The organism is Pseudonocardia sp. Ae331_Ps2 (assembly GCF_001932405.1).
Classification (GTDB): Bacteria; Actinomycetota; Actinomycetes; order Mycobacteriales; family Pseudonocardiaceae; genus Pseudonocardia.
Genome location: NZ_MCIM01000001.1, coordinates 5,623,584 through 5,645,762 on the forward strand (window position 1 = coordinate 5,623,584; position 22,179 = coordinate 5,645,762).

21 protein-coding genes are annotated in these 22,179 nt (G+C 73.8%); 12 read left to right on the forward strand and 9 right to left on the reverse strand.

Annotated elements, in window-relative coordinates; translation table 11 throughout:
- The first annotated feature begins 67 nt into the window (after positions 1–67).
- The 7 genes from Ae331Ps2_RS26260 to pqqE all read left to right on the forward strand — a co-directional run bounded on the left by Ae331Ps2_RS26260 (position 68) and on the right by pqqE (position 5,507).
- Complete coding sequence (locus tag Ae331Ps2_RS26260) at positions 68–532, forward strand: MSMEG_3727 family PQQ-associated protein (RefSeq protein ID WP_075305840.1); 465 nt, start codon at positions 68–70, stop codon at positions 530–532.
- Between the two features lie 13 nt (positions 533–545).
- Positions 546–2,234 carry a PQQ-dependent dehydrogenase, methanol/ethanol family gene (locus Ae331Ps2_RS26265; protein WP_075305838.1) on the forward strand — a complete coding sequence of 563 codons (1,689 nt, stop codon included), beginning with the start codon at positions 546–548 and terminating at the stop codon, positions 2,232–2,234.
- A 49-nt stretch (positions 2,235–2,283) separates the two neighbouring features.
- Entirely contained in the window at positions 2,284–2,376 is a 93-nt protein-coding gene (gene pqqA / locus Ae331Ps2_RS26270; RefSeq protein WP_060712366.1) for a pyrroloquinoline quinone precursor peptide PqqA, read from the forward strand.
- A 67-nt stretch (positions 2,377–2,443) separates the two neighbouring features.
- Positions 2,444–3,370, forward strand: coding sequence for a pyrroloquinoline quinone biosynthesis protein PqqB (pqqB, locus tag Ae331Ps2_RS26275; protein WP_075305836.1), 927 nt, complete (start codon positions 2,444–2,446; stop codon positions 3,368–3,370).
- A gap of 1 nt (position 3,371) precedes the next feature.
- A complete protein-coding gene (gene pqqC, locus Ae331Ps2_RS26280; protein ID WP_075305834.1) occupies positions 3,372–4,079 on the forward strand; it encodes a pyrroloquinoline-quinone synthase PqqC in 708 nt (235 codons plus the stop codon).
- A complete protein-coding gene (pqqD, locus tag Ae331Ps2_RS26285; RefSeq protein ID WP_083696027.1) occupies positions 4,066–4,428 on the forward strand; it encodes a pyrroloquinoline quinone biosynthesis peptide chaperone PqqD in 363 nt (120 codons plus the stop codon). The genes pqqC and pqqD overlap by 14 nt, the downstream gene beginning before the upstream one ends.
- A complete protein-coding gene (pqqE, locus tag Ae331Ps2_RS26290) occupies positions 4,425–5,507 on the forward strand; it encodes a pyrroloquinoline quinone biosynthesis protein PqqE (protein WP_075305830.1) in 1,083 nt (360 codons plus the stop codon). Before pqqD ends, pqqE begins: the two co-directional genes overlap by 4 nt.
- Positions 5,508–5,518: 11 nt before the next feature.
- Here the strand turns inward: pqqE and Ae331Ps2_RS26295 are convergent, their stop codons facing one another.
- Positions 5,519–6,175 (reverse strand): SMI1/KNR4 family protein, encoded by a 657-nt coding sequence (locus Ae331Ps2_RS26295; protein WP_075305828.1) that lies wholly within the window; start codon positions 6,173–6,175, stop codon positions 5,519–5,521.
- Between the two features lie 119 nt (positions 6,176–6,294).
- On the opposite strand from Ae331Ps2_RS26295, the gene Ae331Ps2_RS26300 reads away from it, so the two are divergent.
- Both Ae331Ps2_RS26300 and Ae331Ps2_RS26305 read left to right on the forward strand, forming a co-directional pair.
- The gene (locus tag Ae331Ps2_RS26300; protein WP_020626759.1) at positions 6,295–6,672 is read left to right on the forward strand and encodes an FKBP-type peptidyl-prolyl cis-trans isomerase; all 378 of its coding nucleotides are present in this window, start codon (positions 6,295–6,297) and stop codon (positions 6,670–6,672) included.
- Positions 6,669–7,172: a metallophosphoesterase gene (locus tag Ae331Ps2_RS26305; protein WP_075305826.1), complete on the forward strand. Its 504-nt coding sequence runs from the start codon at positions 6,669–6,671 to the stop codon at positions 7,170–7,172. The genes Ae331Ps2_RS26300 and Ae331Ps2_RS26305 overlap by 4 nt, the downstream gene beginning before the upstream one ends.
- A gap of 20 nt (positions 7,173–7,192) precedes the next feature.
- On the opposite strand, the gene Ae331Ps2_RS26310 is transcribed toward Ae331Ps2_RS26305, so the two are convergent.
- From Ae331Ps2_RS26310 to Ae331Ps2_RS26325, 4 genes are all read right to left on the reverse strand, one after another.
- Positions 7,193–7,423 (reverse strand): hypothetical protein, encoded by a 231-nt coding sequence (locus Ae331Ps2_RS26310; protein ID WP_075305824.1) that lies wholly within the window; start codon positions 7,421–7,423, stop codon positions 7,193–7,195.
- 19 nt (positions 7,424–7,442) lie between these two features.
- Complete coding sequence (locus Ae331Ps2_RS26315) at positions 7,443–8,543, reverse strand: sodium:calcium antiporter (protein ID WP_075305822.1); 1,101 nt, start codon at positions 8,541–8,543, stop codon at positions 7,443–7,445.
- A 192-nt stretch (positions 8,544–8,735) separates the two neighbouring features.
- The gene (locus Ae331Ps2_RS26320; RefSeq protein WP_020626757.1) at positions 8,736–9,830 is read right to left on the reverse strand and encodes a TerC family protein; all 1,095 of its coding nucleotides are present in this window, start codon (positions 9,828–9,830) and stop codon (positions 8,736–8,738) included.
- Between the two features lie 260 nt (positions 9,831–10,090).
- On the reverse strand, positions 10,091–11,785 hold the full coding sequence (locus tag Ae331Ps2_RS26325) for a metallophosphoesterase (RefSeq protein WP_075305820.1): 1,695 nt from the start codon (positions 11,783–11,785) through the stop codon (positions 10,091–10,093).
- A 234-nt stretch (positions 11,786–12,019) separates the two neighbouring features.
- On the opposite strand from Ae331Ps2_RS26325, the gene Ae331Ps2_RS26330 reads away from it, so the two are divergent.
- Both Ae331Ps2_RS26330 and Ae331Ps2_RS26335 read left to right on the forward strand, forming a co-directional pair.
- Entirely contained in the window at positions 12,020–15,178 is a 3,159-nt protein-coding gene (locus Ae331Ps2_RS26330) for an alpha/beta fold hydrolase (protein WP_083696030.1), read from the forward strand.
- Positions 15,179–15,267: 89 nt separating this feature from the next.
- On the forward strand, positions 15,268–16,071 hold the full coding sequence (locus Ae331Ps2_RS26335; RefSeq protein WP_233147748.1) for an ABC transporter permease: 804 nt from the start codon (positions 15,268–15,270) through the stop codon (positions 16,069–16,071).
- Here the strand turns inward: Ae331Ps2_RS26335 and Ae331Ps2_RS26340 are convergent.
- The 4 genes from Ae331Ps2_RS26340 to uvrB all read right to left on the reverse strand — a co-directional run bounded on the left by Ae331Ps2_RS26340 (position 16,008) and on the right by uvrB (position 21,540).
- Entirely contained in the window at positions 16,008–16,298 is a 291-nt protein-coding gene (locus tag Ae331Ps2_RS26340) for an SDR family NAD(P)-dependent oxidoreductase (RefSeq protein WP_233147513.1), read from the reverse strand. The two genes, Ae331Ps2_RS26335 and Ae331Ps2_RS26340, sit on opposite strands and share 64 nt — an antisense overlap.
- Before the next feature lie 200 nt (positions 16,299–16,498).
- Positions 16,499–17,785: a GAF domain-containing protein gene (locus Ae331Ps2_RS26345; protein ID WP_249265554.1), complete on the reverse strand. Its 1,287-nt coding sequence runs from the start codon at positions 17,783–17,785 to the stop codon at positions 16,499–16,501.
- 85 nt (positions 17,786–17,870) lie between these two features.
- Positions 17,871–19,160: a glycosyltransferase 87 family protein gene (locus Ae331Ps2_RS26350; RefSeq protein WP_075305816.1), complete on the reverse strand. Its 1,290-nt coding sequence runs from the start codon at positions 19,158–19,160 to the stop codon at positions 17,871–17,873.
- A 139-nt stretch (positions 19,161–19,299) separates the two neighbouring features.
- Positions 19,300–21,540, reverse strand: coding sequence for an excinuclease ABC subunit UvrB (gene uvrB / locus Ae331Ps2_RS26355; protein WP_233147511.1), 2,241 nt, complete (start codon positions 21,538–21,540; stop codon positions 19,300–19,302).
- A gap of 81 nt (positions 21,541–21,621) precedes the next feature.
- On the opposite strand from uvrB, the gene Ae331Ps2_RS26360 reads away from it, so the two are divergent.
- Positions 21,622–22,146: a DUF402 domain-containing protein gene (locus tag Ae331Ps2_RS26360; protein WP_075305814.1), complete on the forward strand. Its 525-nt coding sequence runs from the start codon at positions 21,622–21,624 to the stop codon at positions 22,144–22,146.
- The last annotated feature ends 33 nt before the right edge of the window (positions 22,147–22,179 follow it).

Here is a 22,179-nt window from a genome sequence, read left to right on the forward strand (position 1 = left end):
TTACCACCGCGCAGTGTGAAAGTGATCACGTACCCGCCGACGAATTGCGCTCGGGAGGAAAGTGTCAATGACGACCACCGACAACGAACGCGCCGAACAGCTGGAGGCCGCGGGCCTCGGCCGGCAGAACCGGCTGGCGCTCGGCCGGCTGCTCGGCAGCGGGACCATCGGGTACGCCGAGGAGGGACCCGACGGCGTCCTCCGGGCGACGATCCGGATCCCCGAGGACGAGATCTGCTACGAGCCCGGGATCCTCATCCTCCCGCACGGCGGTGACATCGAGCTGACCCTGATCAACGACGACAAGAACACCCACTGCGCGGTGCTGCCCAGCAACGGTGACCCGAAGTTCATCTGGCTGGTGAACCACTCCAAGGGCACCGCGAAGATCAACCTCGACGGGCCGGGAACGTACTACTACGGCTCCGCGAGCGGCAACGACGAGGGCCGCGGTCTCACCGGCTCGATCGTCATCGGGGGCGAGGTACCCGACCACGCCAAGCTCGACCGTCCCCCGCAGCCGCGACCGTAGGAAGGATCCCGAGATGACCGACTACGTCGACGCGGGCGAAGCGATCCCGCACGTGCAGCTCACCAACGTCCGGGGCGAGGCCCCGGCCACCTCCACCGTGGACTACGACCGCATCCGCGGCGCGCGCTCCGAGCCGCAGAACTGGCTGACCTACTACGGCACCTACGACGGCCAGCGCTACAGCGAGCTCGACCAGATCGACAGGGACTCCGTCCGCCGGTTGTCCCCCGCCTGGGTCTTCCAGGCCGGGGCCGTCGGCATGCAGTCCGGTGCGTCGACCTACTCGTTCGAGGCATCACCGATCGTCGTCGAGGGCGTCATGTACGTCTCGGGCCCGGACGGCCGCGCCTGGGCGATCGACGCGAGGACCGGCGAGGAGCTGTGGCGCTACAAGCACGCCTCGCCCTACGACGTGTCCCTGTGCTGCGGCAACGTCAACCGCGGTCTCGCCGTCGGGCACGGCAAGGTCTACCTGTACACCCTCAACGCGCACATCGTCGCGCTCGACGCGACGACCGGGAAGGTCGTGTGGGACACCGTCAACGGTGACGTCCGCGCCGGGGAGAGCGGCTCCGTCGCGCCGCTGATCGTCAAGGACCTGGTGATCGTCGGGAGCGCCGGCGGGGAGTTCGGCGTCCGCGGACACCTCGACGCGTTCGACGCGCACACCGGTGAGCGGCGCTGGCGCTGCTACACCGTCCCGAAGCCGGGCGAGCCCGGCTCGGAGACCTGGCCCGACGACGGCGAGGCCTGGCAGCGCGGCGGCGGGAACTGCTGGGTGACACCCACCTACGACCCGGAGCTGGAGCTGCTGTTCCAGGGCACCGGGAACCCCGCGCCGGACTTCGACGGCGGCGTCCGGCCGGGCGACAACCTCTACACCGACTCGACGATCGCGGTGGACGTCAACACCGGCGAGATCCGGTGGCACTACCAGTTCACCCCGCACGACCTGTGGGACTACGACTCCACGATGGAGAACGTCCTGTTCGACGCACCGGACGGGCGCAAGCTGCTCGCCCACGCGGACAAGAACGGCTACTTCTTCGTGCTCGACCGGACCAACGGCGAGCTCGTGCGCGTGTTCCCGTTCGTCGACCGGATCACCTGGGGCGAGATCACGCCGGACGGCACGGTGACGCCGAAGATCTACCCCGACGAGGAGGGCGTCCCGGTGCACTTCTGGCCGGGCCCGGCGGGCGGCAAAGAATGGACGCACATGTCCTACAACCCGCAGACCGGGTTGATGTACGTGCCCGTCCAGGAGGTCGGGGCGACCGCCACCCGGCGCCGCCGCGAGTTCAAGGAGTCCATCCCCTACTGGGGCGCCGGCGTCGCCGTCGACATCGAGGACTTCTACGGGTTCGTCGCCGCCATCGACCCGCTCACCGGCGAGGAGAAGTGGCGCTGGAACAACGAGTACCCGATGTGCGCGTCGACGCTGACCACCGCGGGCGGCCTGGTCTTCCAGGGCACCCCGACCGGTGAGTTCGTCGCGCTCGACGCCTCGACCGGGGAGAAGCTCTGGTCGTTCCAGTGCGGGAGCGGGCACCACTCCAGCCCGACCACCTTCGAGGTCGACGGCAGGCAGTTCGTCGCCGTGCCGACCGGGTGGGGCGGCTGGGTCGAGGGGTTCCTGCCGGGTCTGCTCGGCGCGGCCGCGGGTGACGCGTTGTTCTGCTTCGCGCTGCCCGAGCAGTAGGACCCGCCGTTCCCGGGAACCCGGACGTCGTGAGGAGGGAGGTGATCGCATGGAGTCGACCACCGAGTGGGAGGCGCCGGAGTTCGAGGAGATCGGCTGCGCGCCCGAGGTGACGATGTACATCGCCCGTACCGAGGCGTGAGACGGCCGACGGCCGGGGGTGCGCGAACGGCGCGCCCCCGGCCGTCGCCGTGGAACAAGGGGGTGCCATGAGGATCCGGGTCCTCGGCTCGGCGGCGGGTGGCGGGTTCCCGCAGTGGAACTGCGGCTGTCCGGGCTGCCGGGCGGTGCGCGACGGCTCACGGCCGGCGACGCCGCGCACCCAGTCCTCGATCGCCGTCTCCCCCGACGGCAGGCGGTGGTGGCTGGTCAACGCCTCCCCCGACATCCGCACCCAGCTCGCCGACACGCCCGCGCTGCACCCCACCGGCGACCGGACGACCCCGCTGCAGGGGGTGCTGCTCACCGACGCCGAGATCGACCACACCCTCGGGCTGGTGCTGCTGCGCGAGGGCCGCGGGGTGTCGCTCCACGCCACCGCGGCGACCGAGCGGACCCTGCGCGAGGGGTCCGGGCTGCTGGGCACCCTGGAGCGGTTCTGCCCGGTGACCTGGACCGAGGTCGTCCCCGGCTCCGACCACGACCTCGGCGGCCTGGCCTACCGCGCGTTCGACGCGCCGACCGGCAAGCACGACCGGTTCGCGTCCCCGCGCAGCGCAGGCGGAGCGGGCATCGGTACCGCCGAGGGCCTGCCCGGGCGCGTCGTCGGGTACCGGTTCACCGACACCGCGTCCGGCCGGTACGCCGTGTACCTGCCCGGTGTCCAGGAGCTGACCCCCGCGGTGCAGGACGAGATCGACGGCGCGGACCTGCTGCTCGTCGACGGCACGACCTGGCACGACGACGAGCTGGTGCGGCTCGGGCTGGCCGCGAAGACCGCGCACGACATGGGACACCTGCACATCGGCGGCCGTGGTGGCAGCCTGGAGGTGCTCACCGCCCTCGGTGTGCCCCGGATCGTCTACGTGCACGTCAACAACACCAACCCCGTCCTGCTGGAGGACTCCGCCGAACGCGCCGCGGTCACCGCCGCCGGGGTCGTCGTCGGGTTCGACGGACTGGAACTGGAGGTCTGACATGACCGCTCCGGACACCGCGCTGGTGCGACGCCTGCGGGCGCACGCCACGCAGTACCACTCGGCGCACCCGTTCCACGTCCGCATGAACGACGGCACCCTGACCCCCGACCAGATCCGCGGATGGGTCGCGAACCGGTTCGCCTACCAGGAGGCCATCCCGGTCAAGGACGCGGCGATCCTGTCGAACTGCCCCGACGTCGGGGTCCGTCGGCGGTGGATCCGCCGGATCACTGACCATGATGGGGTCCACGACGGCCGGGAACCGGGCAGCGGGAACTCCGGACAGGGGGGTATCGAGGCGTGGCTGCGGCTCGGCGAGGCGTGCGGGCTGAGCCGGTCGGAGATCCTCGACCACCGGCACGTCCGGCCCGGGGTGCGGTTCGCCGTCGACGCCTACGTCGGCTTCGCCCGCACGAGGCCGTGGGTCGAGGCGGTCGCGTCGTCGCTGACCGAGCTGTTCGCCCCGGACCTGATGGCCGAGCGGCTGGCGGCGTTCGAGAAGTACTACACCTGGATCGACCCGGACGGGCTGCAGTACTTCCGCAACCGCCTGGTCCAGGCCCCGCGGGACTCCGAGCACGCGCTGGAGGTCGTCGTCGCGCACTGCCGCACGCCCGCCGAGCAGGACGCCGCCGAGGCCGCGCTGTCGTTCAAGTGCGACGTGCTGTGGGCGATCATGGATGCGATCGACCATGCCTACGCGTGACGGGTCGACGGCCGCCGGTGCGGCGCGGGTGCCGGCACCGCGGCGCGGCGAGCGGGCCGCCCGCGCGGCCACGGTGACCGGGGGCTCCCGGCCCCGGCTGGGCCGGCACGTGCGGATGCGCCCGGACCGCCCGACCGACGGCTGGGTGCTGCTCGGGCCGGAGACCGTCGTCGTGCTGAACCGGACCGGGCACGCGGTGCTGCGCCTGTGCGACGGCGAGCGCACCGTCGACGACATCGTCGCCGCGCTGGTCGCGGACTTCGACGAGGCCGACGAGCTGGTCGTCGGGGAGCAGGTGCGGCACTACCTGGCCCGGCTCGTCGACCGGAACCTGGTGGCGCTCGGATGAGCGACCCGCGCCCGTTCGGGCTGCTCGCCGAGCTCACCTACCGCTGCCCGCTGGCGTGCGCCTACTGTTCGAACCCGATCGAGCTGTCCCGCTACGACGACGAGCTGTCCACCGCCGACTGGCAGCGCGTGTTCGGCGAGGCCGCGGCCATGGGCGTGCTGCAGTGCCACCTGTCCGGCGGGGAGCCGCTGCTGCGCCGGGACCTGCCCGAGCTGGTCCGCACCGCCGCCGAGCTGGGCATGTACACCAACCTGGTGACCAGCGCGATGGGCCTGTCCCGCCCGCGGGCCGAGGCGCTGCGCGCGGCGGGCCTGGACCACGTACAGGTCAGCGTGCAGGCCGACGAGCCCGCCACCTCCGACCGGATCGCCGGGATCCGGTCGTTCGAGCGGAAGCTGGAGGCGTGCGCGCTGGTGCGCGAGCTGGGCTGGCCGCTCACGGTCAACGTGGTCCTGCACCGCGGCAACATCGACCGGGTCGGCGCGATCGTCGACCTCGTGGAGCGCCTCGGCGCCGACCGGGTGGAGCTCGCCAACACCCAGTACTACGGCTGGGCGTGGCGCAACCGGTCGTCGCTGCTGCCGACGGCTGCGCAGCTCGACCGGGCCGAGGAGGTCGTCTCCGCCGCCCGGGCGCGGCTGGCCGGGTCGATGGAGGTCGTGCACGTGCTGCCCGACTACTACTCCCGCCACCCCAAGCCGTGCATGGGGGGCTGGGCGCAGCGCCAGCTCACCGTCGCCCCGAACGGCGACGCGCTGCCCTGCCCGGCGGCGCAGACCCTGCCGCTGCCGCGGGCCTCGGTCCACGACACGGGCCTGGCCGAGATCTGGACGTCGGCGCCGCTGTTCACCGCCTACCGCGGCGAGGACTGGATGCAGGAGCCGTGCCGGACCTGCGACCGGCGCGAGATCGACCTGGGCGGGTGCCGCTGCCAGGCGTTCCAGCTCACCGGCGACGCCGCGGCCACCGACCCGGTGTGCCACCTGTCGCCCGAGCACGGACTCGTCGAGGACGTGGTGGGCGAGGCCAACCGGCCGGGGCGGGTCGACCTGGAGCTCGCCCCCCGCCCGCACCGCTGAGCCCGACCGGGTCAGCGCAGGTGCGCGGCGTCCCAGAAGCGGTACGACCGGTCCGCGGGGTCGACGACCGCGTCGTCGACCTGCGGTCCGGCGGCGATCAGCCGACGCAGGTAGTCCCCCACACCCGTCCCGACCACGCGGCGCTCGTCCTCGTCCGGCCCGGCGACGACGATCTGCCCCACGGTGCCGCCCGGCTCCGGGACGGTGTCGACGACCAGGGCGTTCCCGCCGCCGTCGACGGCCAGTGGCCACCAGCCCACGTCCCAGTAATGGGCGCGCACGGGGTCGCCCGCGCGCACGGTCACGAAGTCGCTCCCCACGGTGGCGACGGCGTCGACCCAGACGCGGTACTCGCGGGTCGCCTCGGCCAGCGGGACGAAGCGGTAGGTCGCGGGGAACAGGCTCGTCGCGACCTCCGGGTGCGGACCGGGGGCTCGCGGGTGGTCGGCCAGCTGGCCGTCGGCGAGCGTGTAGAGCGCCCGCAGCGCGGCCGGGAACTCCCGGCCGAACACGGCCTCGGCGTCGGCGACCGCGCCCGGCTCCGCGGGCGCGCGGAGGTTGGACGAGGCCGGGATCCCGGCCCGTTCCAGCACGTCGAGCCAGCGGGGCCAGTCGGTCGCGACGCCGTCGTCGGGAGCCCCGCCGGAGAGGTCACGGTCACCGGTCACGTGTGCACCCTGCCACGACGGGCGGGCCCGGGACGCACCCGCCGACGGGTTCTGGCAGGGTCGTCGCACACCCCAGGCCCGCCCCCCGTGGGCCGTCCCCGTCCGTGAGGAGCACGTCCGTGTCCGCACCGCAGAAGCCCGCCGTCGAGATCGTCGACGGCCCGCTGCCCACCGACCTCGTGACCGAGGACCTCTCCGTCGGCGACGGCCAGGAGGCCAAGCCCGGTGACACCGTCGCCGTGCACTACGTCGGGGTCTCGCAGTCCACCGGCCGCGAGTTCGACAACTCCTACGACCGCGGCCAGCCGCTGCAGTTCGGGCTCGGCGCCGGGCAGGTCATCTCCGGCTGGGACAACGGCGTCGCCGGGATGAAGGTCGGCGGCCGCCGCCGGCTCGTGATCCCGCCGCACCTGGGCTACGGCGCCCAGGGCGCGGGCGGCGTCATCGCCCCGAACGAGACCCTGATCTTCGTCTGCGACCTGGTGGGCGTGCGCTGACCGCACTCCTGCTGATCTCCGACACCCACCACCCGAGCCGCGGGGCCGCCCACTCCGGTGGGCTCCCCGGGCCGGTGTGGGACGCCGTCGACGCCGCCGACGTCGTGGTGCACGCCGGTGACTGGTGCTCGGTGGAACTGCTCGACCGGGTCGCGGGCCGCGCGGCCCGGCTGCTCGCCTGCTGGGGCAACAACGACGGCGACGACGTGCGCGCCCGGCTGCCGGAGACGGCCCGGGCGAGGATCGACGGGGTCCGGGTCGCGGTGACCCACGAGACCGGCCCGAAGCAGGGCCGCGAACGCCGGGCACTCGCCGCGCACCCCGACACCGACCTGCTGGTGTTCGGGCACTCGCACATCCCGTGGGACTCCGTCGCCGACGGGCTGCGCCTGCTGAACCCGGGGTCGCCGACCGACCGGCGCCGGATGCCGACCCACACCTGGATGACGCTGACCCTGCACGACGGCCGGATCGACGACGTCGTGCTGCACCACCTCTGACGTCCCGTCAGCCGTCGTCGTCAGCCGTCGTCATCGTCGTCGGGCTGCTGGCCCCGGTCCTGCGGGACCGGAGCCGCCGGGGCCTGCCGGTCGTCGTCCACCCGGGTCGCCGACGACGGGCCGCCGGCCGGGGAGTCGTCGTCGCGGGCGCCCTCGCCCGTGCCGAACACCAGCACCAGGCCGATCAGCGCGGCCACGACCGCGAGCGCCGCGGCCATCCGGTCCTTCGTGAGCCGGTCCTTCGTGGGCATCGGGTCTCCCTGCGGGTGCTCAGTCGTCGACGGGGACGCCGCCGAAGACGGTGAGGCTGACGACGAAGTAGGCGGCGTAGAGCACGAGCAGCACCACGCCGTGCCAGCGGCGGATCCGCCCGGTGCCGAGGAACACCGCGGAGAGCACCGTCAGCCCGAGCAGCACCGGCAGGTGCCAGACCAGGGCCGTCGGGTCGACCACGATCGACCCGCCGACCAGCAGGATCACGCCGAGCTTGCCGGTGACCGAGAACACGACGCTGCCGAGCACGTTCGCGACGGCGATCTCGGGTGCGCCGCGCCGGGCCGGCTCGACGGTGATGAGGATGTCCTCGAGCGACAGTGCGAGCGTCGCGATGGTGACCCCGAAGACCGTCCCGCTGATCGCCCAGGTCTCGAGGATGCCCTCGGTGCCCTGCCCGGCGACGAGTGCGCCGACGACGAGCCCGATCAGCGCGATGACGGCGAACAGGACGGTCCGCCCGGGCGGCTGGGACCGTGCCTTCAGGAACCCGTCGTCGACGCGCAGGTCCTCGGGCAGCCGGAACCCGGGGCTGCTGCCGTCCGCCGTCCCGGTCCGGAGCGGGCCGCTCGTCGCGACCGTCGCCGTCGTGCTCCCGCCCGCGCCGACCCCGGCCCGCTCCAGCTGCTCGTAGACCTCGGCGTTGCGCCAGACGGGCCGTCGGGCGGAGTACTCGCGGTAGGCGATCCAGCCGACGAAGGCGACGAACAGCAGGATCAGCACGACGCCGGTCCCGGCGGTGAGCAGGCCGCCGAGCGCCAGCAGGAACATCACCACCGGAGCGGCGACGTAGAGCGCGAGGTAGTCGCGCGGGACCTCGACCCGGGTCGGCGCGATGATCGCGGCGAGAGCCAGCACGATGCCGGTCAGCGCGATCGTGGTGCCGATGACGGTGCCGAGCGCGACGTCGCTGAGGTCCTCCATGTTGAGGACGACGCCGAACGCGAGGTCGTCGAACTCGATGCCGGTGAAGACGACGGCGATCAGGAACAGCGAGATCGCCCAGCGGCTCGCCACCCCGACCAGGTAACCGATGAGCTTCTCCGCGCTGTAGACCAGCACGGCGACGCCCAGGACGAACTCGATCACCGGGATCATGCGTCAGCCCCTCGCTACACTGCCAGGATCACTCGATGGTGACCTGGGCCACGTGCCGATGCAACACTTGACACCGCGAGCGCGATGTCTCGGCAGGTCAGGGGCGGCGCCGTCGACGGGGGCGGACACGGAGCCGCCCCGGTGTCCGATGCGGACGCCGGGGCGGAGGGAGGCCGTCGGGGACGGTGGGTCTCAGTCGCGCGGGGGCGCGCTGACGCGGTGGTCGGCCTGCTCGTCGCGGGCCTCGATCTGCGCGGCCTCCTCCTTCGTGCGGGCCAGCGGCGGCGCGGTGATCCCGCTGCCCTGCTCGGCCAGCTCGGGCTTCATCCGGACCGCGACGAGGCTGGCGATCGTGGTGATCGCGAGGACGCCGACGATGACGCCGAGCGAGAGCCCGATCCCGACCTCGGGGACCGGGACCGGCTGCCCGCCGTTGATGAAGGGCAGCTCGTTCTCGTGCAGGGCGTGCAGGGCGAGCTTGACGCCGATGAAGGCGAGCAGCACCGCCAGGCCGTAGGACAGGAAGACCAGCTTGTTGAGCAGCCCGCCGAGCAGGAAGTAGAGCTGGCGCAGCCCCATCAGCGCGAACGCGTTCGCGGTGAAGACGAGGTAGGGCTCCTGGGTGAGCCCGAAGATCGCCGGGATCGAGTCCAGGGCGAACATGATGTCGGTGACGCCGATGGCGATCATCACGATCAGCATCGGGGTCAGCCAGCGCTTGCCGTCGATCTTCACCGTGGTCTTGGCGCCGTGGTAGTCGTCGGTGACCGGGAAGGCCTTGCGGACCCACTTCAGGACCCGGCCCTCCTTCCACTCCTCGTCGTCGCCGCCGGCGGCCTGCTTGACCAGCGAGACCGCGGTGTAGATGAGGAACGCGGCGAAGAGGAAGAACACCCAGCTGAAGCGGTCGATGACCGCCGCGCCCGCGGCGATGAAGATGCTGCGCATGATCAGCGCGATCACGATGCCGACCAGCAGCACCCGGTGCTGGTGGAGGACCGGGACCTTGAACGCGGACATGATGATGAGGAAGACGAACAGGTTGTCGACCGACAACGAGTACTCGGTCAGGTAGCCGGCGAAGAACTCGCCGGCGTAGGTGCCGCCGGAGAAGAACCAGACCCCGCAGCCGAACGCGACGGCCAGCGCCACGTAGAAGACGACCCAGCGGGTGACCTCGCCCAGGGTCACGGCGTGCGGCTTGTGGTCGTTGAGCCACAGGTCCGCGCCGATCACCAGCACGAACCCGACGATGGTGACCAACCAGACCCACAGGGGTACGTTCACGGACTTCCTCCAGACCAGGGCAGTATCAGACAGCCCGAGGTCTCTCCCGCCACGGCACCCTGGTCCTGCGACTGCCGAGCGTGGCCGGTGGTGCCGGGTCCGCGCGCGAGCCACGCTCACGACGACACCGTGCTGACGACACCACCGCGGTAGGGATACTCCCCTGCGGTAGGTGAAGTGTCCTCCCTGCACCGTTGCGTGGCGAGTCGGGGTGACCCAGTGCACCCGGTCGGTGACCCACTTCGTCCGTAGTGTCCGGTTCAGTGACGCGCGGGACGGCTGAGCCGGACCTTGTCGATCTCCTCACCGAGGTCGGTGATCGCGTGCACGACGAGCTCGGAGTCGGTGCCGTGCGAGCCGGGCACCACCGAGCAGCGCAGATAGGCGTAGCCGAGGTACCGGGTCCGCGACCAGGTGACGGTCTCGGCCTGCTTCTGGTCGTCGGGTCCCGCTACGAAGCTCGTGACCGGCGCCTGCTCGGTCTCCTGGCCACGGTGGCTGTCGGTCTCGCCGGGCTGCCAGCGGTAGCGGGGCCGTCCGCCGGAGCCGACGCAGACGTAGGTGGTGCCGTCGGTCTCCGGGTGGACGGTCGAGCGGTCCGGGGCCGGGCGGGTGGGGCGGCCGTCGCGGATGGGGTCGGTGCGCTCGTACTGGTGGTTGTGGCCCTGGACGCACAGGTCGACCCGGTAGCGGTCGCACAGCGGCGCCAACGCCCGTCGCACCCCGGCGTCGGAGGCGTGCGCGCCGGAGGTGGCGAAGGCGCAGTGGTGGAAGAACAACACGATCCACTCGATGTCCGGGTCGGCGCGCCAGCCGGCCAGGGTCCGCTCCAGCCAGGCCAGCTGGGTGCCGCCGGAGTAGCCGGCGTTGGTCGGGATCTCGGTGGACAGGTCGTTGGCGTCGACGCTGGCGACCCCGACGGTGCCGTGGGTGAACGCGTACACCGAGGGGCAGCCGCGGGGGCCGGTCCCGGGCAGCGACAGCCGGGCGGCGTGCCCGGCGTAGCCGTGTGCGGGGCCGTCGGCCCGGTTCAGGTCGTAGAGCGCCTCCATGTCGTGGTTGCCGGTGGCGAACATCCACGGGGTCGACGCGGCCGAGCGTTCGATCGCGGCGAAGTAGGTGCTCCAGACCGTGGGGTCGAAGCTGTCGTGGGCCTCGTCGTCGTGCCCCGCGCCGTCGAGGGCGGGCTTCCCGGCACCGGAGGGGTCGGCGTAGCAGATGTCGCCGGCGAGCAGGTGGAACGCGGGCTGCTCCGCTGCGACGAGCGCGGTCAGCGCCTCCGACGGCATCGGACTGCGGTGGGTGTCGTCGGCCTTGTAGAGATTCGGCTCGGCGCCGGTGCTGACACCCTGGTCGGCGAACGCGGTGAAGGTGAACCGGTGCCGGGTGCCGCGCGGCGCGGCCGTGCGGAACGTGCTGGTCGCGGTGGTCGTCGCGGTGCCGTCCGCGCCCTCCAGCCGGAACCGGTAGACGTAGCGGCTGCCGGGGGTCAGGCCGTCGGCGCGGGCATGGACGAACCACTGCCGGGTGCCCCGGATGCCGCCGTCGGCCTGCGGGACCAGGCTCTCCAGCGGGCGGACCTGCACCGGGAGGGTCAGGCCGAACCCGGAGTCGGTACCGACGTCGACGACCATCCGGCCGGGCGGCGGTGCCGCGGTCAGCTCCCCGGAGAACGACATCGACCGGGCCGGGTCCGGCCCGTAGGCCAGGTGCCGTCCGACGACGGTGACCGGCGCGGGTCCGGCGGCCGCGGCGACCCCGCGTGCCCACGGTGACCCGGACGCGGCGAGCGTGGCCAGCACGCCGGCGCCGCCGCGCAGCGCGGTGCGCCGGCTGACGGGGTGCCGACGCAGGAACGCGGCCAGCCAGTCCTGCTGGTCGGCGATCGTCATGTCGACGGCGAGTGCCCGCGGGACACCGACGCCGGGGGTCTCTCCGGTGGGGTTGACGCTCACACCCGGTGACGGTGCCGGGTCGCGGCTTCCGGTCGGCGTTGCACGGCGGAACAGAAGGTGAACGGGCGACGACACCCGGGGGTCGCGCGCCGTTGGTGCGGAGTTCATCCCGCGGTGGCCGGTTCCCGCGGCACCGGCGCGGGGACGGTCCGGTGGACGGGAACGGACGGGACGTGGTGGGGCGCACGCACCGCCCCGCGACGCGGCCGCGGGGATCTGCGTAGTTTCGACGAGGTGCACGTGCTCCCCCGGGCCCGGTGGGTCCGTACCCCGATCGTGGCGGCGACGGTCACCGCTCTGGTGCTGGCGTTCGCCCCCGCCGCGGCGGCCGCCCCCGGTGTCCCGGGCGCGACGGCGGCACCCGCCGCGGCGGCCGCCGACGACGGCGGGTCGGTCGCCGTCACCGCCGAACGGGTCGCCGTCCCGGCCGGCCCCGGACAGCCGGGCACGATCGACCTGGACACCTCGCTCTACGTCCCCGCCTCGGCGACCGCGGCCTCCCCCGCCCCCGCGGTGCTGGTCGCGCACGGCTTCGGCGGGAGCAAGGACTCGGTCGACTCCGACGCCCGCGAGCTCGCCGCCCGCGGGTACGTCGTGCAGACGTGGACCGCGCGCGGTTTCGGCGCCTCCGGCGGCAGCATCGGGCTCGACGACCCGGACCGCGAGGTGGCCGACGCCTCCCGGCTGGTCGACCGGTTGTCCCGGCGCGCGGACGTGCAGCAGGACGGCCCCGGTGACCCCCGCGTCGGGGTGACCGGCGGCTCCTACGGCGGCGGCCTCGCCCTGCTGCTGGCCGGCTACGACCGGCGGATCGACGCGATCGTCCCGGTGATCACCTGGAACGACCTCGGGCAGGCGCTGTTCCCGAACAACGCCGTCCCCACCGGCACGAGCGCACCCGGCACCCCCGCCGCGGGAGCGGGCGCCGGTGACGGGGTGTTCAAGAGCGGCTGGGCCGGGGTGTTCTTCGGCTCCGGAGGCCGGGTCCCCGCGGGCGGCGACACCGCGTCCGGGGCCGGGTCGGGCTCCGGCGACGAGTCCGGCGGCGGCTTCGGCGGGTCGGACGCGACCGGCGGGACCGGTGGGTCGACCGGCGGCGGAGCCGACGGAGGCGGCGGTGTCGGAGGTGTCGGCTCCGGGAATGGGGCCGTCGACGCCGGGCCCGCGGCAGGCGGGACGGGGAGCTCCGGCCCGGCCGGCCCCGGCACGTCCGCGGGCAGCCCCGGTGCGGTGCCCGGCGCCCCCTCGGACCCGGTCTGCGGCCGCTTCGCCCGCGACGTCTGCGCCGCCTACGGCGAGGCCGCCCGCACCGGCCGCGTCTCCCCGGAGCTGGCCCGGCTGCTGCGCCGCTCCTCCCCCGCGACCGTCACCGACCGGATCACCGCGCCGACGCTGCTCGTCCAGGGCGAACAGGACACCCTGTTCGGTCTCGACCAGGCCGACGCGAACGCCCGCCAGATCGCCGCGAACGGCACTCCCGTGTCGGTGCTGTGGTTCGCGGGCGGCCACGACGGCGGCGGCCCCGACTCCGAGGTCCGCGCCCGCATCGCCGACTGGTTCGACCAGCACCTGCGGGGCCTGCCCGCTGCGGAGGGCACCACCGGCGGCCTCGCCGAGGCCCCCTTCGCCTACCAGGTCCGCAGCTCCGTCCGCGCCCGCGACGACACCCCCACCGGCCGGACCGTCCTGGCCGACGCCTACCCCGGCCTGAGGGCGGGCTCCGCTCCCGCACCGACCACCGCGCTGCCGTTGGAGGGTGGCGAGCAGACCGTCGTCCACCCGCCGGGCGGGAACCCCTCGGCGCTCACCTCGCTGCCGGGGCTCGGCTCGGCGCTCGGGTCGCTGGGCTCGCTGGGCGGCCTGTCCGGCCTGACGACGCCGGGCCAGTCCGCCCGGTTCCTCACCGCGCCCGTCGCCGACGCGATACAGCCGTCGGGGGCACCGCGGGTGACGGTGCGCGTCGCGCGGGTCGCCGGACAGCCCGCCCCGGACACCGCGGTGCTGTTCGCCTCGCTCACCACGCTCGGCCCGGACGGGCGCAGCACGCTGCTGGGCAACGCCGTCGCGCCCCTGCGGATCGCCGTCCCCGCCGACGGGTCCCCGGCCGAGACCACGGTGACGCTGCCCGGCGTCGTCGCACCGGTGCAGGGCGGCAGCCGCCTGCTGGTGCAGCTGTCGACGACCGACCAGGGCTACGACTCCGGCGCCGACCCGGCCGTGTGGCGGGTCGGGCTCGCCGGGGACACCGCGCTGTCGGTGCCCCAGGTGCCCGGCCGCACCGAGTCGGCGGGGACGGTCCCCCTGTGGCCGGTGCTCGGGATCGCCGCCGTGCTGGCCGCGGCGCTCGTGGCGTGGCTGGTGGCGCGGCTGCGGTCGCGCCGCGCCGACCCCGCCGACGACGACGTGCCCGACGACGCGGCGCCGCTGGTCGTCGGCGGGCTGGCGAAGACCTACCGCAACGGGTTCGCCGCGGTGTCCGACGTGTCGTTCACGGTGCCGCGCGGCGCGGTGCTCGGCCTGCTCGGCCCGAACGGCGCCGGCAAGACGACCGTCCTGCGCATGCTCATGGGCCTGATCACGCCCACCGCCGGGACGATGACGGCGTTCAGCCGCCCGATCCGGCCCGGCGCGGCGGTGCTGTCGCGGATCGGCGCGTTCGTCGAGGGCCCCGGGTTCCTGCCGCACCTGTCAGGCGCGGAGAACCTGCGCCTGTACTGGGAGGCCACCGGACGCCCACCGGAGCAGGCCCGGATGGCCGAGACGCTGGAGATCGCCGGTCTCGGCGACTCGGTGCACCGCCGCGTCGGCACCTACTCCCAGGGCATGCGGCAGCGCCTCGCGATCGCGCAGGCGATGCTGGGCCTGCCCGAGCTGCTCATCCTCGACGAGCCCACCAACGGGCTCGACCCGCCCCAGATCCACGCGATGCGCGAGCTGCTGCGCCGCTACGCCGCGGGCGGCCGGACGGTGCTCGTGTCCAGCCACCTGCTGTCGGAGGTCGAGCAGACCTGCTCGGAGGTCGTGGTCATGCACCGCGGCACGGTCGTCGCCGCAGGGACGGTCGCCGAGCTGATGGCGGCCGGGGGCGGCTCGTCGTTCACCGTGGACGACACCGGCCGGGCCGCGGCGGTGCTGGCCGCCCTCGACGGCGTCACCGACGTCGTCACCGGGGACGAGCCGGGCGTCGTACACGCCCACACGGGCGACACCGCCCGCGCCGACGCCGTCGCCGCGCTGGTGTCCGGCGGGGTCGCGGTCAGCGCGGCCGGGCCGCGCGGCCGGCTGGAGGACGCGTTCCTGGAACTGGTGGGCCCCGAGGGCCGTGACGTGGAAGCCGCGCAGGGGCAGGACGTGGAAGCCCCGCGGGGGCAGGACGCCGGAGGTACCCCGTGAGTGACGACCGTCAGCTCTCGACCCGTCGCGGGCACGTCGGCGACCTCGTGACCGGCCGGGCCGCGCCGCCCGCCGTCCCGGGACGCACGATGCCGCTGCGCACCGAGCTGGTCCGCCAGCTGCAGCGCCGTCGCACCCAGGTCGCGTTCGCGCTGGTCGTGGCGATGCCGATCATCCTGTGGGCGGCGTTCTCCCTCGGCGACGACGACCCCGGCGCCCGCGGCCCGAGCCTGGTCGACCTGGCGTCGGGCAGCGCCGCGAACTTCGCGGTGTTCACGTTGTTCGCCTCGGCGAGCTTCCTGCTGGTGGTGCTGGTCGCGCTGTTCTTCGGCGACACCGTGGCCTCGGAGGCGTCGTGGTCGTCGCTGCGCTACCTGCTGGCCGTCCCGGTGCCGCGGGCGCGGCTGCTGCGGCAGAAGGCCGTCGTCGCGGGGGTGCTGTCGGTGGCGGCGCTGCTGCTGCTCCCGGTCGCCTCGCTGGTGGTCGGCGCGATCGCCTACGGCACCGGGGACCTGGTCTCGCCGATCGGGGAGTCGCTGCCGTTCTGGAGCGCGGTCGGGCGGGTGATGCTCGGCGCGCTGTACGTGACCGTGCAGCTGAGCTGGGTGGCCGGACTGGCGTTGCTGCTGTCGGTGAGCACCGACGCCCCGCTGGGCGCGGTGGGCGGCGCGGTGATGGCCTCGATCGTCTCCCAGATCATCGACCAGATCGAGGACCTGGGGATCATCCGGGACTTCCTCCCGACCCACTACGGCGACGCCTGGTCGGCGCTTCTGGCCACCGACGTCGACTGGTCGGACATGACCTACGGCGCGTTCTCCGCGGTCTGCTACGCGACCGTGTTCCTGGGGCTCGCGGCGTGGCGGTTCCGCACCAAGGACATCACCAGCTGACCGCGGTGCCGGGCCGCCCCGCGTGGCCCGGCACCCGCGTCCGGGTCGGTGACGTCGGCCGGGTAGGCCACGGCGGTCCCGCCCGCCGCCCGGATCTCCTCGGCGACGGCGGTGGCGCCGTGGGCGTCCCGGTCGTTGACGGCGACGGCGTGCCCGTCGCGTGACAGCCGCAGGGCGATGCCCCGCCCGATCCCGCGTCCGGCTCCGGTGACCACGGCGACACCCATGTCGGCCTCCCAGTTCGCTCGCGCGGGCCGCCGGGGGCGGCGTCCCTGCCGCGGCGGGACGTTCCCGCGACAGCCAGTCCACCCTGGTGGCGCGGGTCCGGGACAGCGTTGCAGGCCGGTTGCAGCGCCCGCCGTCGGCCGGGCGGGTGCCCGGCCGACGCGGGACCGGTCCGCGCCGGGCGTCGCCGCCCGGGCGGCGGTCAGTCGCAGCGCAGGGCGGCGACGCCGGGCGCGCCCGACTCGCGCACCACCCGGCTGCCCGCCAGCCCGGTCAGGTCCAGCTCGACCTCGGGAGCGATCCGGTAGGGGCGGGCCAGCAGGATGCCGCCCAGGTTCCGGCGCAGCCGGGACATCTCCGCGCGGACGGTGACCAGGTGCGCCCGGTCGCCGTAGAGCCCCTGGGACAGGGTCGCCGCGTCCAGCCCGCCCGTCCCGGCCCGGGCGAGGAGCACCAGGACCTCGGCGTGCCGGGTCGACAGCGGGTGCACCCAGCGGGTCGTGCCTTCGATCACGGCCTGCGGCGGGCGGCCGTCCAGGTCCAGGCGCAGCCGCATCCGTCTGCCCCCGCCCGACGCCGGGCGCAGCAGCCAGCCGCCGGGCACCGGCTCGGGCAGGCACGGTCCGAGCCCGTGCACGGCGATCAGGCGTTCGGGCACCGGCGCGGCGACCCGTTCGACGCCGGGCAGCCCGGACGCGGCGGCCACCCAGCCGTGGTCGTCGACGACCAGGCCGGGCCCGGTGTCACCGGCGAGCATCGGGGCGCCGATGGTGCGCAGCGCGTCGAGGCGGGCCTCGTGGCGCTGCCACAGCCCGGCCTCGGCGAGCCGCACCGCGGTGTCGACGAGCGCCACGGTCGTCGGGTGGACGGTCTCGGCGGGCCCGGACAGGTCGACGACACCGAGCAGCTCACCGCTGCGCGGGTCGTGCACGGGGGCCGCGGTGCAGGTCCAGCCGTGGTGGCTGCGCACGAAGTGCTCGGCGGAGAAGATCTGCACCGGCCCGCCCTCGGCGAGCGCGGTCCCGATCGCGTTGGTGCCGACCGACCGCTCGGACCACTCGGCGCCCTCGGTGAACCCGAGCGCGTCGGCACGGCGGCGGACCGCGGTCGAGCCCTCCCGCCACAGCAGGACCCCGTCGGCGTCGCAGACGACCATCACGTGCCGGGCGTCCTCGGCGACCGAGGTCAGCGCGGCACGCAGCGCGGGCAGCACCGGGGCCAGCGGCGAGGTCGCCCGCCGCTGCTCGACGACGGCGGCATCCAGCGGGCCGGGCGGCTCACCGGCGTCGGGGTCCACGCCCTGGGCCCGGACCCGGTCCCAGGACCGGGTGACCAGCCGGCGGCCGCGGGCCGTGTCGACGGGGCGGGCGTCGCCGGACAGCACCGCGTCGTGCAGCCGGGACAGCATCCGGGCGTGCCGACCGAGGTCGGTTCCCGGGCGGACGGCACACACGCCTGCCCGGTTCCGGTCGTCGTCGACTGGCTCCACCGGCACCTCCGGCCCCCACAGTAGGCGGGCGCCCGTGACCCGCGCCATAGTCGCGGGCCGTCGTGCCCCGGGGGCCCCCGGAGGGTCAGGAGCCGACGCGCAGCCGTTCCGGACGCGGCGCCCGCGGACCGCCGGGACGCCCCGGGCCCCGGGTGACGTACCAGCAGCCGAGCCCGAGGGTCAGCGCGGCGGGGATGACGTAGCTGGCCCCCAGGACCTGCTCCCAGAGGCTCCACTTCATCTCGACGCCCCACACGTTGGGCATCCAGCGGAACGGAGCGACGTAGAAGATCGCGGCGATGACCACGCCGACCACCGCCCACCCGGCACTGCGGTACCGCAGGGCGTGCGCACCGATCCCGATCAGCGCGGGCACGACCCACACCCAGTGGTGCGACCAGGCGGTCGGGGTCGCCATCAGCACGACGGCGGCCGTCGCCGACATCGCGATCACCGGCTCGGAGCGTCGGATGATCGGCACGGCCAACGCCAGCAGGACCGCGACGATGCCCAGCCACAGGATGTGGAACCAGGGCTCGGGGACCTCCTGGCGGGCGAGCACGGCCTGCACGGTCTCGTTGGAGAAGAACGTCGAGCCGCTCACCCCGGCGGCCGGCCCGCCGACGAACCAGTACCGCACCGAGGAGTCGAGGTCGACGACGAACCCGAGCCCGGTGGCGAGGATGCCGGTGACGACGGCGACCCCCGCGGCCTTCCAGTCCCGCCGGACCAGGAAGTACAGGACGAACCCGCCCGGGGTCAGCTTGATCGCCGCGGCCAGGCCGAGCAGCAGCCCGCGCGGCCACCAGGTACGCGGGGCGAGGAGGTCGACCAGCACCAGCAGCATCAGCACGAGGTTGATCTGCCCGAAGGCGAAGGTCTGCGCGACCGGCTCCATCAGCAGGACCGCGGCCAGCACCGGCACGCCCAGCAGGAACGGCGCCCGCCACCCGCCCGCGGGCCAGGCGACGCGGATCGTGAGCGCGATGCAGATCGCCAACGACAGCACCGAGGCGACGAACTGCGCGGTGAACGCCACGGCGTAGGGCACGACGGTCAGCGGCACCATCGTGATGGCGGCGAACGGCGGGTAGATGAACGGCAGCTCGGGCCCGTGCAGGGGCAGCGGGAGCCGGCCGTACATGTCGCTGCCGTCCAGCCAGGCCTGCACGCCGATCCGGTACACGTCGAGGTCGAGCGCGTAGTTCCGCAGCCGGTACCAGGACCAGTACAGCGCGGCCACCAGCAGCGGGACGGTGACCACCAGCGTCCACCGGGTCAGCGCCGCCGCGCGCAGCCTGCCGACCAGCGCGGCGCCGCCCCGGCCGGGGGCTGCGGGCACGTCCGGGTCGGGCGTGGTGCGGATGACGGTCACGCGGGGCTCCTCCGAGAACGACCGGGCCGCCCGGGCCGGACGGGGATGCGGCCGCGTGACGGGCGGACCCGGCGGCCGGACGGGAGATGACGGTGGTCCACGGTAGCGGGGAGGCCCGGCCGCCCCGCCGCGGACCCGCCTACGACACCCCGGCCGCGTCCATCCCCCGCAGCTCCTTCTTCAGGTCGGCGATCTCGTCGCGCAGCCGGGCCGCCAGCTCGAACTGAAGGTCCCGTGCCGCGGTGAGCATCTGGTCGTTCATCTGCTGGATGAGGTCGGCCAGCTCGGCGCGCGGCATGCCCGCCGTGTCCTTCGCCGCCACCCCGGAGCTGCCGGCCGCGGCCGGGGCGCGACCCTTCTCCCCCGCCGCGCGCTTGCCGCGCGAGGCGTTGCGGCCCGACCCGCCCACCGGGACGGTCTCGGTGTCCTCGGCCTCCCGGTAGACCTGGTCGAGGATGTCGGCGATCTTCTTGCGCAGGGGCTGCGGGTCGATCCCGCGCTCGGTGTTGTAGGCGATCTGTTTGGCGCGACGCCGGTCGGTCTCGTCGATCGCGTACCGCATCGAGTCGGTGATCTTGTCGGCGTACATGTGCACCTGGCCGGAGACGTTGCGCGCCGCGCGGCCGATGGTCTGGATCAGCGAAGTGCCGGAACGGAGGAAGCCCTCCTTGTCCGCGTCGAGGATCGCCACCAGCGACACCTCGGGCAGGTCGAGACCCTCGCGGAGCAGGTTGATGCCGACCAGCACGTCGTACTCGCCCGACCGCAGCTGCCGCAGCAGCTCCACCCGGCGCAGGGTGTCGACCTCGGAGTGCAGGTACCGGACCTTGATCCCGAGCTCGAGCAGGTAGTCGGTGAGGTCCTCGGCCATCTTCTTGGTCAGGGTGGTGACCAGGACCCGTTCGTCCTTGGCGGTCCGGTCCCGGATCTCGGCGATCAGGTCGTCGATCTGGCCCTTGGTCGGCTTCACGACGACCTCGGGGTCGACCAGGCCGGTGGGGCGGATGACCTGCTCGACGAACTCGCCGCCGGTGCGGTTGAGCTCGTAGGGGCCCGGGGTCGCGGACAGGTAGACGGTCTGGCCGATCCGGTCGGCGAACTCCTCCCAGGTCAGCGGCCGGTTGTCCACCGCGGAGGGGAGGCGGAAGCCGTACTCGACGAGGTTGCGCTTGCGGGACATGTCGCCCTCGTACATGCCGCCGATCTGCGGCACCGTCACGTGCGACTCGTCGATGACCAGCAGGAAGTCGTCCGGGAAGTAGTCGATCAGGGTGGCCGGCGCAGTGCCGGGACCGCGGCCGTCGATGTGCCGGGAGTAGTTCTCGATGCCCGAGCAGAACCCGACCTGGCGGATCATCTCGATGTCGTACTGGGTCCGCATCCGCAGCCGCTGGGCCTCCAGCAGCTTGCCCTGGTTCTCCAGCTGCGCGAGACGCTCCTCCAGCTCCGCCTCGATGGCGCGCACGGCGCGCTCCATCGCCTCCGGGCCCGCGACGTAGTGCGTCGCCGGGAAGACCTTGATCTCGTCGACCTGCTCGACCTCCTCCCCCGTCAGCGGGTTGAGGTAGTACAGCGCCTCGATCTCGTCGCCGAAGAACTCGATCCGCAGCGCCAGCTCCTGGTAGGCGGGGATGATCTCGACGGTGTCGCCCCGGACCCGGAACGTGCCGCGGGTGAAGGACATGTCGTTGCGGGTGTACTGCACGTCGACCAGCAGCCGCAGCAGCCGGTCCCGCTCGACCTCCTCGCCGACCCGCAGCGAGACCGACCGGTCGAGGTAGGACTGCGGGGTGCCCAGGCCGTAGATGCACGACACCGAGGCGACCACGACGACGTCGCGCCGGGACAGCAGGTTCATCGTCGCCGAGTGCCGCAGCCGCTCGACGTCGTCGTTGATCGAGCTGTCCTTCTCGATGTAGGTGTCGGTCTGCGCGATGTAGGCCTCGGGCTGGTAGTAGTCGTAGTACGAGACGAAGTACTCGACCGCGTTGTTCGGGAGCATCTCCCGCAGCTCGTTCGCCAGCTGGGCCGCCAGGGTCTTGTTCGGCGCCATCACCAGCGTGGGCCGCTGCTGCTGCTCGATCAGCCAGGCGGTGGTGGCCGACTTGCCGGTACCGGTGGCGCCCAGCAGCACGACGTCCTGCTCGCCGGCACGCAGCCGACGGTCCAGCTCGGCGATCGCGGCCGGCTGGTCACCTGCCGGGACGTGGTCGCTGACCACGCGGAACGGGGCCGTGCTGCGCTCGACCGCGCCCACCGGGCGGTGCTCGGAGTGCGCGCGCGGGGTGTCCGCCGGGGTGGTGCCCGCGTCCGGGTGCGCAGCGTCCCCCCGGGCACGGGAGTCCGCCGCGCTGCCCGGGACCTCGGTCGCGAATGCCATGACACCAGGGTACGAGCGACCCCCGACACTTTCCCGTCGCACGCCCCGCCGGGACCGCCGGAGGGGGCAGGATGGTCGACCGTGCACCCGCCCAAGACACAGACCTTCGACCCCGAGCGGGGCGTCCAGGTCGACACCAAGGGGACCCACCGCGAGATCGCCACGCTGCGCGAGGAGGACTGGGGGCTGTACCTGTCCCGGCCCGTCGTCGCCCGGCCGAACGCCTGGTGGATCGAGACCTGGGTGCTGCCGGAGCTGGGCGTGTGCCTGTCGGACTGGCGGTGGCGGCCCGGGCACGAGCGCGACCAGGACGTGTACGTCGACGTCGCCGCGATCTCCCGCGAGGGCAGGCGGCTGCACATGACGGACCTCTACCTGGACCTCGTCGTGCGCCGCGGCCGCGGGACCGACGTCATCGACGTCGACGAGTTCGTCGCCGCCGTGGCGCAGGGGCTGGTCGGGACCGACCTGGCCGAGTACGCCCTGGAACGGTCGCACGCGGTGCTCGACGGGCTGGTCCGCCACGACCACGACCACGTGGCCTGGCTGGCGTCGCTCGGGATCGACCTGGGGCCGCGGGACCGACCGGAGGACGGCCCGGACTGACCGGCCGCGGGGGCCGGCCGGGGTGTGTCCCGG